Source organism: Thermococcus sp. 5-4, assembly GCF_002197185.1.
In the GTDB taxonomy this organism is placed as follows: Archaea; Methanobacteriota_B; Thermococci; order Thermococcales; family Thermococcaceae; genus Thermococcus; species Thermococcus radiotolerans.
Window position 1 is genome coordinate 937270 of the sequence record NZ_CP021848.1, and the last position, 14343, is coordinate 951612.

General features: G+C 53.9%; 14 protein-coding genes. 8 read left to right on the plus strand and 6 right to left on the minus strand.

What is annotated here, in order from left to right; genetic code table 11:
* The first annotated feature begins 32 nt into the window (after positions 1–32).
* Complete coding sequence (locus CDI07_RS05260; protein ID WP_088180610.1) at positions 33–605, plus strand: hypothetical protein; 573 nt, start codon at positions 33–35, stop codon at positions 603–605.
* Here the strand turns inward: CDI07_RS05260 and CDI07_RS05265 are convergent.
* On the minus strand, positions 602–1033 hold the full coding sequence (locus CDI07_RS05265; protein WP_088180611.1) for a chromate resistance protein ChrB domain-containing protein: 432 nt from the start codon (positions 1031–1033) through the stop codon (positions 602–604). The genes CDI07_RS05260 and CDI07_RS05265 overlap by 4 nt on opposite strands.
* 98 nt (positions 1034–1131) lie before the next feature.
* Positions 1132–1590, minus strand: a complete 459-nt coding sequence (locus CDI07_RS05270; protein ID WP_088180612.1) for a 6-carboxytetrahydropterin synthase — start codon at positions 1588–1590, stop codon at positions 1132–1134.
* 96 nt (positions 1591–1686) lie between these two features.
* Between CDI07_RS05270 and CDI07_RS05275 the strand changes: the two genes are divergently transcribed.
* Positions 1687–2043, plus strand: coding sequence for a DUF134 domain-containing protein (locus CDI07_RS05275; RefSeq protein ID WP_088181551.1), 357 nt, complete (start codon positions 1687–1689; stop codon positions 2041–2043).
* Positions 2044–3640: 1597 nt separating this feature from the next.
* Here CDI07_RS05275 and purB read toward each other — a convergent pair.
* The gene (gene purB, locus CDI07_RS05280; RefSeq protein WP_088180613.1) at positions 3641–4996 is read right to left on the minus strand and encodes an adenylosuccinate lyase; all 1356 of its coding nucleotides are present in this window, start codon (positions 4994–4996) and stop codon (positions 3641–3643) included.
* Positions 4997–5187: 191 nt separating this feature from the next.
* On the opposite strand from purB, the gene albA reads away from it, so the two are divergent.
* The 3 genes from albA to CDI07_RS05295 all read left to right on the plus strand — a co-directional run bounded on the left by albA (position 5188) and on the right by CDI07_RS05295 (position 6812).
* Entirely contained in the window at positions 5188–5463 is a 276-nt protein-coding gene (gene albA / locus CDI07_RS05285) for a DNA-binding protein Alba (protein ID WP_012571890.1), read from the plus strand.
* Positions 5464–5574: 111 nt separating this feature from the next.
* Positions 5575–6231 carry a transcriptional regulator gene (locus tag CDI07_RS05290; protein WP_088180614.1) on the plus strand — a complete coding sequence of 219 codons (657 nt, stop codon included), beginning with the start codon at positions 5575–5577 and terminating at the stop codon, positions 6229–6231.
* 50 nt (positions 6232–6281) lie between these two features.
* Entirely contained in the window at positions 6282–6812 is a 531-nt protein-coding gene (locus tag CDI07_RS05295) for a cyclic nucleotide-binding/CBS domain-containing protein (RefSeq protein WP_088180615.1), read from the plus strand.
* Here the strand turns inward: CDI07_RS05295 and CDI07_RS05300 are convergent.
* Positions 6802–7344, minus strand: coding sequence for an NTPase (locus CDI07_RS05300; RefSeq protein WP_088180616.1), 543 nt, complete (start codon positions 7342–7344; stop codon positions 6802–6804). The two genes, CDI07_RS05295 and CDI07_RS05300, sit on opposite strands and share 11 nt — an antisense overlap.
* Positions 7345–7399: 55 nt before the next feature.
* Between CDI07_RS05300 and mtnA the strand changes: the two genes are divergently transcribed.
* The gene (mtnA, locus tag CDI07_RS05305; RefSeq protein WP_088180617.1) at positions 7400–8470 is read left to right on the plus strand and encodes an S-methyl-5-thioribose-1-phosphate isomerase; all 1071 of its coding nucleotides are present in this window, start codon (positions 7400–7402) and stop codon (positions 8468–8470) included.
* On the opposite strand, the gene CDI07_RS05310 is transcribed toward mtnA, so the two are convergent.
* Positions 8422–8712 carry a hypothetical protein gene (locus CDI07_RS05310; protein WP_088180618.1) on the minus strand — a complete coding sequence of 97 codons (291 nt, stop codon included), beginning with the start codon at positions 8710–8712 and terminating at the stop codon, positions 8422–8424. The two genes, mtnA and CDI07_RS05310, sit on opposite strands and share 49 nt — an antisense overlap.
* Before the next feature lie 119 nt (positions 8713–8831).
* On the opposite strand from CDI07_RS05310, the gene CDI07_RS05315 reads away from it, so the two are divergent.
* Positions 8832–9968, plus strand: coding sequence for an iron-containing alcohol dehydrogenase (locus tag CDI07_RS05315; RefSeq protein ID WP_088180619.1), 1137 nt, complete (start codon positions 8832–8834; stop codon positions 9966–9968).
* A gap of 18 nt (positions 9969–9986) precedes the next feature.
* Here CDI07_RS05315 and CDI07_RS05320 read toward each other — a convergent pair whose 3' ends face one another.
* Positions 9987–11465 carry an MFS transporter gene (locus CDI07_RS05320; RefSeq protein WP_088180620.1) on the minus strand — a complete coding sequence of 493 codons (1479 nt, stop codon included), beginning with the start codon at positions 11463–11465 and terminating at the stop codon, positions 9987–9989.
* 85 nt (positions 11466–11550) lie between these two features.
* Between CDI07_RS05320 and CDI07_RS05325 the strand changes: the two genes are divergently transcribed.
* On the plus strand, positions 11551–14319 hold the full coding sequence (locus CDI07_RS05325) for a DEAD/DEAH box helicase (RefSeq protein ID WP_088180621.1): 2769 nt from the start codon (positions 11551–11553) through the stop codon (positions 14317–14319).
* Positions 14320–14343 lie beyond the last annotated feature (24 nt).

Genomic DNA, 14343 nt, shown 5'->3' on the forward strand with positions numbered 1-14343 from the left:
CTCCCCGGATTTAACGGTTTTGGGTGAAAGGAATGGACATCAAAGGGGCGATAATGCGCATCTTCCCAGAGATTCCGGAATTCGATGAGGTTGACTTCTCCCAATACTCAACACCCTACGCGGCGGTGCTGATGGCCTTCCTCAAGAGCGGAAAAACCGGTTTAAGGGAATTCGAGGAGTTCGTTGAGGAAAACGGCGGAACGAAGGCCGACGTTGGAAAGTTCCTCATCTCAATATTCCAGTACCTTCTCATCAGGCACCGCCGCTACGGGGACGAAAAGGTCGAGGTGCCGGCGTTTAAGGTCTTTCTAACCCTTAAAGGCTGGCTCAACGAAAACGGCTTCGAGAACGATTACAGGCGGCTCCTACATTCGTTCGTCGGCTACCTCGTGGATATAGCGGAGAAAATTGCGAAAAAATCCGACTGCGAGCTGGGTCCAGCATACATGAAAACCGCCTACCTACTAACGATCGAAGCGGAAGAAACCTTCGAGGAGGAGTATTTCAGCGAGCTTAAAAAGAAGGCTAGAGAAATGCTTGCAAGGGTCTACAAGAACTGTGGAATCGATGAGGCTCTTCCTGAAAAAAGGGGGAAGGGCTGTTAGGCCTTTCCTTCCTCAATCTGCTTCTTAAAGTAGGCGTACATGGCATCATAGAGGTAGAACTCCTTCTCGAGGGTTTCATAGTCATCCTTGCATATCATCCTGTACCCCCTCGCGAGTATATCGAGGGCAACCGCCAGAGGCTGGGGGTTCTCGACGTGAGTGTCGGCCTCCCGAACTATCTCGGCAATCTTCAGAACGGCGGGGTCGGTTATGTTGTACTTCTCAACGAAAGCGTCGAAGGAGCATTTCCCGTCGTGATGACCAAGCTCAACTCCCTTAAAATCAAAGGGTATTCCCTCGGTGATGGTCGCAGGGTCTGTATCGCGGGGCACGAAGATAAACTCCGCATCAGGGTCGATAAAACGCTTTATAAGCCAGGGGCACGCCACGCGGTCAACATGGACGTGTTCACGGGTCACCCACTTCATAAAAATCGCCTCGAAGAAAAATTGACGTCTTTCTATTTACGGGTTTCCTTTCTACCCCGGTTTCAAAATAGAGAGAAAGGCAAAAAGGACGTTAAGAGTCATCTCTCAAGGGTTACCTCCGCGTAGCTCCGCGGATCCTCCCAGATTTTCACACGAATCTTCTTTACGTTGTCTCCTGCTTTCTCTGCTATCCTCTCCGCGAACCACTCCGCTATATACTCGGCGGTAACGTTCGGTTTGTCGAGGATTACCGCCTCATTCTGTGGTAGCTCCAGGCGTTTTCCATTCTTTTCAATAACGATACTATTCCCTTTCCTCTCCACAACCCAGCTCTCGCTCACGATGATCCTGTGGTCGAGGAGCTTGATAAGCCTGCTGAGGTGGTTGAAGTCGAATATCATACCATTCTCATTGAGGTCACCCCATATCTCGACGTCCACGTTGTAAGTGTGCCCGTGTATTCTGAGGCACTTGCTTTCGTAGGGCAGGGCAAGAAAATGTGAGCTGTCAAAGTCCTTGTGCCATCCTATCTTCCTCTCGGTCACGTGGAATCCCATATCTCTCACCACCAAGGGGTTCGCGGGAGGGAGTTATAACCCTTACTGGGCGGGGGAAAGCCTATAAACCCCAAAGCTCAAAGGTCTTTGATAGCCATGCCGATGGGAATGGGACCCGGCTGGGGCCACGGAAGGGGGAGGAGAAGGAAGCTGAGGATGATAGGATTCGTTCCGGAGGTTAGGCATTTCTATCCCGCATTACCCCCTATGGGCCAGCCCAAGCCCCCAATTTTCATGACATACGAAGAATTCGAAGCTCTCAGGCTGGTGGATCACGAAGGGCTGACGCAGGAAGAAGCTGGAAAGAGAATGGGGGTCTCCCGCGGCACCGTGTGGAGGGCCCTGAGCTCGGCCCGGAAAAAAGTTGCCCAGATGCTGGTGGAGGGAAGGGAACTCATAATTTTACCCCAGGGAAACGAGGTCCCAAAAACTCCTAGCGAAGAAGAGTTATAGTCGGTTATCTCCTTAAAAACACTTCTTATTGCCGAATATTTGCCAATCCGGCTGTTCTCCTACCGATTTGGAGTTTTAGGTTAACCTAATTTATGGCATCATTTATCTCTCAAAGTTTCCAGTGAATTTTTACTTTAATAAAAGGTCAACATTAGAAGTTTAAATGTTTCATTGATATTACTAAAATCGAAAGTCCAAAAAGCATAGGAATAAATGTACTAATAAATAACGTTAAACAAAAGGTTTGGAAATAAACTTATTATAGTAAAAAATCCAAAAAATTTACGATATCTATTCGGAAGGATTAATAAAATGGACATAGTTGAGCATGACAAGTGCAATGAATTCATTAAAAACGAACGGGAAGTCTATAATAAGCACGAGGAAGTTCTGCTGCAGTTAGGCATAAACACCTGCAAGAGGTGGCTATTTCCTCGTCAGCCTCGAGCGTTATTGCGGTTATTAAACAAGCTCGGAGAGACGGTCTGCGAGGGGCATCATTCCCCACTAGGCTCCTAGAATTTTCCTGCTGCTACGTCATTGCAGCTGTATTTTCTCTTAGCCGTTCATTCGTTTAAGGCAATTATTTACTTCATCAGGAGTGGTACACCTTCTTTAAGACCCTTAACACGCCCGCAACGAAGCATCTAACGGATCTTTTGTTTGAGCAGGTACGGAAGTACGAGATTGGAGCAAACGCGGCGTTATCATGTATAAGCGAGTTAAATATCACACGAGGTCTAACAGAAAACGCTATTATACAGCGAGGCATCACCTGTAAATCGAAGCTTGCACGCGCTTGATAATGTATGTTAATGTACGTAAATTTTAGATATAAGGTACATTATATCCAAAACTAAGGCACAATGTTGTTCATACAATGGAGTCGTACATCGATTGAGATTTCGCGCGTTCCCAGTGATCGGAGCCAATACGCCCGAATATTGCCGTTCGACATGCATATCAGCCCGAGTAATGTGCGTTTCCAGGGCATTAGGAGGAGTAGCAGTCAAGGATCCCAAATTCAACAACGCTTCCAAAGCGATCATCGACTTTTTGAGCTGCTCAATGCCACAGAATACACCTCCATCACAGAGACCTCGTGCTCCAAATTCATACCACCTTTAATTGTAACTGAATTTTGCCCCATGAAAGCCCGATCTTAGAAGTTAACTTTTGAGAATCTGAGAACATTGACATGATGTACTCCTCGAGAAGGTATCCTTGGACCATCCAGCTCCAGAACCACCGAAGCAGGCAGGGATAAGGAGCCAACAACAAGTGATGCTATAACAGGTCTCCCCTTTGTCCCGCCAGCCTCGGAATTGCCATGAACAATACCGCACATTTAGTCAGATTTTACGCCTAATTATAGTCAAAAATCGTTAAGATTTAATTTTTTAAATAGTAATTTTAAAACAAAAAATTAAAAAGAAGAATGATTTTAATATCATAGACAAAAGATTATAAATTAAAATCCTAAAATTACAACTAAACTAAAAAGTAGAAACTTATCAAAAAATTTGAGAGTCATTTGACATCATCAGACCAAAAATCCAAAAAAGATGGTTGTGGCATTAAATCAGAGAAAAAGGGATTAAAGCCCTTCTTTTCGCTCTTTCTCCTCTATCCACGCGATTACATTGTCGACTATCTGAGGTGCAATTCCTACGTAGTTCTCCGGCTTCAGGCTCTCAAAATCGTCCTCAGTTAAGAACTTTCTCACATCTTCGTTTTCCTTGGCAACCTCGATCAGATCTCTGTTTTCCCTAAACGCCTCCATGGCTAGCCCTCTGACGAGTTCATGCGCCTCCTGCCTCCCCATGCCCTTCTCAGTTAGCTTCAGCATCAGCGGCTCGGCCATGATGAGGTTGTGCGTCATGTACAGGTTCCTCTTGATGTTCTCGGGGAAGAACTCCAGTCCCGAGAGTACCTTCTTCATGCTCTTGAGCATCTCATCAAGCAGAACAAAGCTCTCGGGAAGGATGACCCTCTCAACAGAGGAGTTTGTGAGGTCCCTTTCGTGCCAGAGGGGGTTGTTGAGCAGGGCCGGGAAGACGTTCGAGTACAAGACCCTCGCCAGACCGCTTACCTTCTCGCTCCTGATGGGGTTCCTCTTGTGGGGCATGGTCGAAGAGCCCACCTGCCTCTTCCCAAAGGGCTCGCTGATCTCAAGTATCTCCGTCCTCTGAAGGTTCCTTATCTCCAGTGCAATCTTGTCAAGGGTCGAGGCGATGAGAGCGAGAACCGCCATAAGCTCCGCATAGACGTCGCGCTGGATTATCTGGTTGCTTATCCTGGCAGGTTTTAGCCCGAGATCCTCCATAACCAAGCGCTGTATCTCGAGCCCCTTGTCCCCGAAGCTTGCCATCGTCCCAACGGCGCCGCTCATCTGGCCGATTAAAACCCTTTCTTTCAGCTCTTCTACTCTGTCCAAGTGCCTCTGTATCTCGTCGAGCCATATCGCGAACTTCATACCGTAGGTCGTTGGAACCGCGTGCTGGCCGTGGGTCCTTCCTATGCAGACGGTGTACTTGTGCTCTCTGGCGAGGTTCTTGAGAATCGAGCGTATCTCCCTGAGGTCGCTCTTCACAATCTCCAGGCTCTCCTTTATGAGGAGGGCGTTGGCAGTGTCTATTATATCATTGGAGGTAGCGCCGAGATGAACGTACTTGCCGTGCTCGCCGCAGACCTCGCTCAGAGCCTTAACGACGGCCATTATATCGTGGTGTATCTCAGCTTCTATCTCCTTGACGCGCTCGAGTTTCACCCACTCCGTGTTGGCCCGCTCAGAGATAACACGGGCGCTCTCCTCGGGGATGTTGCCGAGCTTTGCGTGTGCCCTGGCCAGAGCGGCCTCAACATCGAGAAGTTTTTGGAGTTTATTCTCTTCATCCCAGATACGCCTCATTTCCTCGCTCCCGTAGCGGTAATCAATCGGGTGAACGGCCATATTATCACCAAATCTATGGCAATTTTTAGGCCTTAAAACCTTTCGCTTGACACGAATTTGCAGGAGCATGGATGAACATTCGATTAATCCATTAAAGCCACAGGATTGTCCAATAAAGCTGAGAAAATACCGAAAAGTATTTAACCAAAATCCCACGACTGGTTAACGACAAAATTCCGGAGGTGCCAAAGATGGCAGAGGAGCATGTCGTCTACATCGGAAAGAAGCCGGTTATGAACTACGTCCTCGCCGTGATAACCCAGTTCAACGAGGGCGCTAAGGAGGTCAGCGTCAAGGCTCGCGGTAGGGCCATCAGCAGGGCTGTCGACGTCGCCGAGATCGTCAGGAACAGGTTCCTCCCAGAGGTCAGGGTCAAGGAGATCAAGATCGGCACCGAGGAGCTCCCGACTGCCGACGGCAGGACCGCCAACACCTCGACCATTGAGATTATCCTCGAGAAGCCGTGAATTTGAGCTTCCTTTCCTTTTACTCTCGTGCCCTTCTGATGACTTCAAGCCAGCTTGAAGCTGTGAAAAGCTTTAATACGTCCGTGCCCTATTCTTCCCAGGTGGCGCCGCTTGGACTATGAGACCATAGACATCCACGATGAGAGGGCGAAGGAGCTTGCTCAGATTCTGATGAACGAAAAAGCGATAGCCATCCTTCATCTCGTGGAAGATCGGGCGCTCTCGATAAGTGAGATATCGCGCGAGCTTGACCTTCCAATTTCTACCGTCTCGTACCACATAGACAAGATGCTCAAGGTCGGCCTCATCGAGGTGGCCGGGAAGAAGTACGGGAAGAGGCTCCAGGAGGTTAAGCTCTACCGAGCCTCCAACAGGCCCATTCTCCTCGTCCCGAGGAAGAGCGTCGCCAAGGTCAAGAAGAAGGCAGTGCTCGGCTTTGAGCGGCTTCACGTTATCAGCCTCGGCATAGCCGGGTTGATCTCGGCGGGGGTGTATGCGGTATCCCATAGCCTGTTGACTCCAATGGGCGGTGCCGGGCCAAGCGTTGCCTACGAGGCCAACAACGTCACGGCGATGTCGACGCCGGAGAAGGCCCTGGTGCCTATGGCGACTAACACGAGTACCGGAGCGGTACTTCAGACAACAACATCCGTAACGTCGCCCACGGCTCCAGCCACGGGAAGTTCGAACCTTCCGATAATTCTCGCCGTTGCGGCGTTCATCTTAACGTTTCTCCTCGTCTCGTATTTCCTGAGGCGCCGTGCTTGAAGAAAGCTTTTTAAGTTTCTCCCCCAACCCCCGGTTGGCGAGGTGATAAAATGGCACCTAGGATAGCCGTGGGACAAGTAGTTAAGAGGAAGGCAGTCATCGTCAAGCCGGACGACACCGTCCACAGGGTCGCCAAGATTCTCTCGAAGAACAAGGTAGGGAGTGCCGTCGTGGTTAAAGACGACGAGATCGTTGGAATAATAACCGACCGCGATATACTGGACAAGGTCGTCGCGAAGGGAAGGGACCCCAAGACCGTCAAGGTCAAGGAGGTCATGACGGAGAATCCGATAACCATCGAGGACGACTACGAGGTCCAGGACGCGATCGACAAGATGATGGACAAGGGCATTAGGAGGCTCCTCGTTACCCGGCTCGGAAGGCCAATAGGCTTCGTCACCGCCGCAGACCTTCTCGCTGCGCTCAACACGTACAGCAGTGAGGCGGAGGAGGTAAGTGAAGAGACCGAGGTCTACGGCATCTGCGAGCTCTGCGGACAGTACGGCCCACTATACAAGGTCTACATCGAGGGCGGCGAGAAGTGGATATGTGAGAGCTGCAAGGACAGCCTCAATCTCTGACTCCCTTCAGTTCTTTCATAACTTCGTCCATTACCTCAGCGAAGGCTCTGTTTCTGTTCTCGACGCTCAGCGTGTAGAGTTTCCCAAGGGGACGGAACTTATCGACCATCCTTCTGTGCACAACGGCCAGGAGGGGCTTTTCCGACTTCAGAACCTCGCCAACTACGCGGATGAACTCGTCGCTCTTGTACTCCATCGGACCGATTTCGTCTATGACTATCAGGTCAGCCTCAACGAGAGCGCGTTTTATCGCTGAAACGCCGACGCGGTTTATCTCATCGACGTGGACAATGTACTTCCCAAAGGGAACGCCCGGGAGGTGCGAGGTGCCCCTAACGCTGGCCAGGGTTCCCTCCTCCCCGTTGTCGAGGGCCGTGATCCTGAATCCCACGCGCTTTCCTCCCCTCCGCACTTCTCTCGTGATCATTCCTCCGACGAGGTAGCCCCAGCGGTCGGCTTCTTTAGCAACCCTCTCCACGAGCGTTGTCTTCCCGACTCCCGCCGGACCGGTAACAAATATTCTCAGCGTCATTTCAACCACCGAAGGAGATTTAAGTTCCTTCCTTAAACCCTTTGGGGTGGTGGTTATGGAGATAAGATACAGACCGGAGGAACTCACGAGGCTTCCGAGAAGCGTGACCTATGAAACCGGAAAGGTCATCATGATCGACCAGAGACTCCTGCCCGGGGAGTTCAAGACGATAGAGCTGACGACCGTTGATGGGGTGGCCGAGGCGATAGTGACAATGAAGGTCCGCGGTGCTCCGGCGATAGGTGCCGCCGCCGCGTTCGGCCTGGCCCTCTATGCTGACACGACGACGGCAAAAACCAAGGACGAGTTCATGGACGGCTTTTACAGCGCATACGACAGGCTGAAGAACACGAGGCCCACAGCTGTAAACCTCTTCTGGGCACTCAACAGGATTAAGAAGCTGGTTGAGGAGAACCGTGAGAGCCCACTGGAGGAAATAAAAAGGCTCATCGTCGCTGAGGCGCAGAGGATAGCGGACGAAGACGTCGAGGCTAACCTCAGGATGGGACACTACGGAGCCGAAGCCCTGCCGGAGGGAAACGTTCTCACCCACTGCAACGCGGGAAGCTTGGCGACAGTTCAGCTCGGAACCGTTGGGGCGGTTCTGAGGGTGATGCACCGCGATGGCAACCTCAAGCTCCTCTGGGTGGACGAGACGAGGCCCGTTCTCCAGGGCGCCCGCTTAAGCGCCTGGGAGTACCACTACGACGGCATTCCGCTGAAACTGATAACCGACAACATGGCAGGCTTTGTGATGCAGCAGGGGAAGGTTGACGCGATAATCGTTGGTGCCGACAGGATAGTGGCCAACGGCGACTTCGCCAACAAGATAGGCACCTATACCCTGGCTGTCCTCGCCAAGGAGCACGGGATACCGTTCTTCACCGTCGCGCCGCTCTCGACGATAGACATGAGCCTGAAGAGCGGAAAGGAGATACCCATAGAGGAGAGGAAGCCGGAGGAAGTCCTCACCTGCGGCGGATGCAGGATCGCCCCTGATGTGGACGTTTACAATCCAGCGTTCGATGTTACCCCGCACAAGTATCTAACCGGCATAATAACCGACAGGGGCGTCGTTTACCCGCCCTTCGAGAGGAATCTGAAGAGACTGTTCAAAATGGAGTGAGCCTTTCCTTTCTTTTCCTCGACCACTTCTTCAACGAAAACTCCCTTTATCTCTCCGATTTCCTCTTCTATGGCCGGCAGGAGGAGGCCGAGGAGCTCAAGGGGTTCCAGATAGGAGCAGTCCGTCGAGTACTCGAAGGGTTCGCCCGGAAGTTTGACCCTGAGGGAGATACCGTCCCCTGTCTTTAGAATCTCAAAGGGTGCGGTAAGGTTCTCACCGATAACCTTGCCTCTCACGAGCATCGAATATAGGCTAAAAAGGCAAGGATTAAAGAATTTCTCTACCGAAAGGTTTCGAACTTGAAGTTAATCCGGCCGAGAACGTTAAAAGCCCACCCACCCAATCTTCTCCGGTGGTGGAGATGTTCTGGCTGAAGACGAGACTCATCGAGGGAGAGGGCTCCCTTGGAAGGCTGTCCAAGGAAGTAAGAGGGCACGAACGCGTTCTTATCTTGGCTTCCCGCTCAATGAAGAGGCACGGCTTCCTGAGCGAGGCCGAGGACTACGTGAAGGAGGCCGGTGCGGAGGTCTTCTCGATAGCGGATCTTCCGGCGGAGCCGAGCGTCGAGGTCATAGAGGAGTTCCTGCCCAAGGTGAGGGAGTTCGAGCCCGACCTTCTCGTGGCCATGGGAGGGGGCAGCGTCATCGACACGACCAAGGCGTTGAAGGTCTTCTACGATGCCCCCGAGCTGAACTTCGAGGAGATAGCATTCATAGACAGGTTTTCGAAGCCGAAGCCGGTTCCTAAGCTGAGGACGAGGTTAATAGCGATACCCTCGACGAGCGGAGCGGGAAGCGAAGTTTCGGGGGCGAGCGTGCTGAAGAAGGGCGGTGTCAAATACAACATCGTTACGCCTGAGATAGCGCCCGACGTGGCCATCCTCGACCCCCGACTGCCGAGGACAATGCCCGCCGAGGTGGCCCGGAACTCTGGCCTTGACGTCCTCGTTCACGGAATAGAGGCATACACAACCAAGGTCGCCAACCCCTTCAGCGACGCCATGGCGATTAAGGCCATAAAGACCGTTTACCGGTGGCTTCCGCTGTCGGTTAGAGGAGATGAGGATGCTCGGGGGAGGGTTCACTACGCGGCGACGATGGCGGGGATAGCTTTCCTCAACGCGCGTCTAGGCCTCTGCCACGCGATGAGCCACAAGGCGGCGTGGATTGGCCCGCATGGACTCCTCAACGCGATATTCCTGCCCTACGTGATGGAGTTCAACGCCGAGAGGAGCGACTACGCGAGGAAGCGCTACGCTGAGATAGCGAGGGAGCTGGGCTTCCAGACGGCGAAGGACCTTATTGAGGTCGTGAGGGAGCTCAACGAGATGCTTGGTGTTCCAGGGCTGAGGGAGCTGGTCGACGAGGAGACCTTCGTCGAGAGGGTCGAAGAGATGGCCGAAAAAGCCTACCGCGACGGGCTTGTGGCTTTCAATCCCGTCGAACCGAAGCCCGAGGAAATAAGGGAGCTGTATCTGAGGGCATACCGGGGAGAATAAAAGGGGATAAAAAAGAAATCAGCCGACGGTTATTTCCTTTTCTCCCTCGTTCTCGACCTCGTGTATCTTTCCACCCTTCATGACCTCCACGATGGCCAGGCTGAGCAGGGCGAGGAAGAGGTAGACGAGCGCTGAAGTTCCAAAGAGCACTTCGTAGGCCTTCTCCGTCGGTATCTTGATGGGCACTGGAATCTGTGGGATGTGCACGAGTATGTAGTAGGTGCTCATGACTGTTCCCGCTATGGCCGGTCCCCAGGTCGAGCCGAAGTTTCTGAACAGGCTGTTCGCTCCGGTGGCGACTCCCATGACCCTCGGCGGAACCGAGAACACCAGCACGTTGATGAATGAGACGTTCATGAGGGTTATCCCGGCTCCGACGACCGCTATGAGGGCCACAAACTGGGCGAGGGAGAGCTGGGTGGCGTACTGGGAGAGCAGGGCCAGGCCGGCGCTCGCCGTTAGGGCACCTGTTATGGCCAAGGGCTTCGCACCTATCCTGGGCATCAGTTTGCCGGCCAGGGGGGCCACCACCAGCATGACGCCGGCCATCGGGGTCATGAGCAGGCCACTTTCGAGTATCGTCTTGCCAAAGCCGTAGGGCGGCTTCATCTGGAAGATGTAGGTGTTCGCCTGGCTCATCATGGATATTCCGAAGGCCGCGAACATTATGCCGAGGTTCACTATGGCGGGGTTTCTGGAGGATATTATATCGAGCGGGATCAGCGGGTTGTCCGCTCTCTTCTCCCAGAGGTAGAGCGCGATGACTCCAACGATGGATACCCCGAAGAGCACGAGCGTCTGCTCCGCCCTCCAGCCGACGTTGGGTGCCCTAGTCACTGCGACCAAGGCCGGCACGACGGCCCAGACCAGGAAGAGCGCCCCGGGCCAGTCGAGCTTTCCGGGGTTCACGTAGCGGCTCTCGCGAAGAACCCTCCATGCGAGGATGAACATCAGAACCGCAAAAGGTGCCGCCGAGTGGTACGTCCAGCGCCATCCGAAGTTCTGGGTTACGTAAGCTCCAAGGGGAAGCGCGATAACCATACCAACTCCAAACATGGCGCTTATCATGCCCTGAACCTGCGGCACCATCTCAGGCGGGAATTCCTCACGAACGAGGCTGAACGCTAACGGGAATATAGCCATCCCAAGGCCCTGAATTCCGCGCGACACGAGGAGCCACTGAAAGCTCGGCGCGAAGCCGTTGAGGATAACTCCGAGCGTGTAAAAGCCCAGGGCGACCAAAAACATCCTCTTCTTACCGTACATGTCGCCGAGCTTGCCGAGTATGGCGGCACTTACCGTTCCGACGAGGAGGTAGATGGTCAGCACCCAGCTGACGTCGTTGGGGTTTATTCCAAACTCCTTCTGTATCGTCGGCAGTGCTGGAGTGAGCATCGCCTCGGTGTACATGACGAGCAGTGGGAGGATAACTACCACCAGCATTGCCCGCTTGGCGTAGGCCATGTCGTAGGTTCCGTCCTTCCTCGTGACCTCCATCTTCTATCACCGATGTATCGAACGATATATCGTTTATAAATCTAACGGTGGTTGGGCTTATAAACCACCCCGCTCATTTTTCATCATGCATCCCCTCCTGAGAAAGGCCATCAGGGAGCGCTTCGGAAGGCTCAACGAGGTTCAGATGGGGGCATTCCGTGAGGTTAGTTCGGGGAGGAGCGTTCTGATCATCGCCCCCACCGGCTCGGGGAAAACCGAAGCGGCCGTTCTGCCCGTCTTAAACGAAATCCTTGAGGAGGGGCTCAAACCAATCTCAGCGCTCTATATAGCTCCGCTCAAGGCCCTCAACAGGGATCTGCTCGAGAGACTCGAATGGTGGGGCCAGAAGCTCGGAATAACCGTTGAGGTCAGACACGGCGACACCTCGGCCTACAGAAAGGCGAAGCAGACGAAGAATCCTCCGCAGATGCTCATCATAACCCCTGAGACCCTCGGGGTGATTCTGACGGTCAAGTCTCTTAGAAAGCACCTTGAGAACGTGAGGTTCGTCATCGTCGATGAGATAGCGGAGCTGGTGGACAACAAGCGCGGTGCGCAGCTCCTCCTCGGCCTTGAGCGCCTGGCCGAGATAGCGGACTTCAGAAGAATAGGCATGACGGCGACGGTGGGCAACGAGGATGAGGTGAGGGAGTGGCTGAAGGCCGACGTTATAGTGAAGCCGAGCTGGAGGAAGAACTACCGCTTCCACGTCCTCTATCCGAAGCCCGGCGAGAGGGACATGGAACTCGCCAGGAAGCTGAGCCTCTCACCCGAGATAGCGGCGAGGCTGAGGCTCCTCTGGGAGATCGTTGAGGAGCACGGAAAGGCCCTCATATTCACCAACACGCGCCAGTTCGCGGAGATTTTGGCGCACCGCCTCAAGGCATGGGGAAAGCCGGTCGAGGTTCACCACGGCTCTCTTTCGAGGGAGGCGCGCGTTAAGGCGGAGAGGGCGCTGAAGGAGGGCAAAATCAAGGCCCTGATATGTACCTCCTCGATGGAGCTGGGCATAGACATAGGCGACGTTGATGTTGTGATCCAGTACATGAGCCCGAGGCAGGTGAACAGGCTCGTCCAGCGCGTTGGAAGGGCGAAGCACAGGATAGGCGAGGTGAGCGAGGGCTACGTCATAACCTCCAACGTCGAGGATTACCTTCAGAGCCTCGTTATAGCGAAGCACGCCCTCAAAGGCCGCTTTGAGGCGGTCGAGCCGATGGGAGGGGTAGACGTTTTAGCCCATTTCGTCGTCGGCCTGCTCATCGAGTACAAAAGACTGCCCCGCGAGAGGCCCTACGAGATAGCGAAAAGGGCCTACGTTTACCGGGATTTGAGCTGGGAGGACTATCTCGACGTTCTTCGCGTTTTGGAGGATGCCAGGCTGATAGGCTACGACGAGGAGAGCGGCCTGCTCTACCTTAGGAGAGGGGCATTCCAGTACTACTACGAGAACCTCTCGACGATTCCCGATGAGGTTTCGTGGAGGGTCTTCGACGCCGGAAGCGGACACGTCATAGGAAGGCTCGACGAGAGCTTCGTCATGGATTTGGAGGAAGGCATGGACTTCGTAATGAACGGACGGAGCTGGATAGTGCTCAAGATAGACGACGAGGCGAGGCTTTTGAAGGTTCGCGAGAGCAAGAGCCTTGAGAGCGCGATACCGAGCTGGGAGGGCGAGATGATTCCCGTTCCGTTCAGCGTTGCCCTCGACGTCGGCAGGCTAAAGAGGGAGCTGGCTTTTGACTTCGAGAAGGCAAAGGGGCTTTTGGAGGGGGTCGAGTTCAGCGAGGAGGAGCTGAGGAGGGCCTTCGATGAAATCAAAGACGAACCCTTCTCAACAGACCACGATATCGTCGTCGAGAGTACGCCCAAGGCGCTCGCCATACACGCCGATTTCGGGAACCGGGCCAACGAGGCCCTCGGACGGCTGGTTCACTCGTTCCTGATTCTGCGCTACGGAAGGGTTTTTTCCGTCCGCTCACAGGCCCACGCGATAGTATTCAAAACGCCGTTCCAGCTGAACCCGGAGGAGGTAAAGGGCTATCTCTACCAGGAACCGGAGAGCCTGGAGTTCATAGTTTCCCGCGCTATGAGGGATTCCCACGCCTACCGGTGGAGGATGCTGAACGTGGCGAAGCGGTTCGGGGCTTTAAGAAGGGACGCCAGGATAAGGAGAATCGAGAGGCTCTTCGAGGGCACCGTGGTGGAGAGGGAAACCCTGAGCGAGCTGTACCACGACAAGGTGGACGTGAGGAAGGGTGAGCTGGTCCTTGAGATGCTCAAGAGGGGCACGATGAGGGTGAAGGCCGAGCTTAGGAGGGAGCCGTCAACGCTGGCCAGGCTCAACATGACCGTCGGCGGCGAGTTCCTGCTCTCCGGCGTCCTGGAGAGGGACGAAATACTGGAGCTGTTCAGGAAGAGACTGCTCGACCACGAGGTCGTCTTGGTCTGCACCAACTGCGGCTGGCACTCGAAGACGAAGGTTGTGAGGCTCCAGAATATAAAGCTGAGGCAGTGCCCGCGCTGTGGCTCGAAGATGTTAGCCGTTGCCCACCCGATAGATGCAGAGGAGTTTTTCCCTGTCCTAGAGAAGGTTCGTCACGGGAAGCCGCTGGAGCGGAAGGAGGAGAGAACCTACAGGAAGCTGCTGAAGGCCGCTGACCTCGTGGATTCCTACGGGTTCGAGGCGGTCTTGGCTTTGGCCAGCTACGGCACCGGTCCAGACACGGCGGCGAGGATTTTGGCCCAGTACAGGGGAGACGCCCTGCTCGTCGCCCTCATGGAGAGGGAGCGGCAGTTCATAAGAACGAGGCGCTTCTGGGTGGATAAGAAGGAGGAGAAGGAACACGAGGAATAGCCTCAACCAGTAACTGGTGACCCC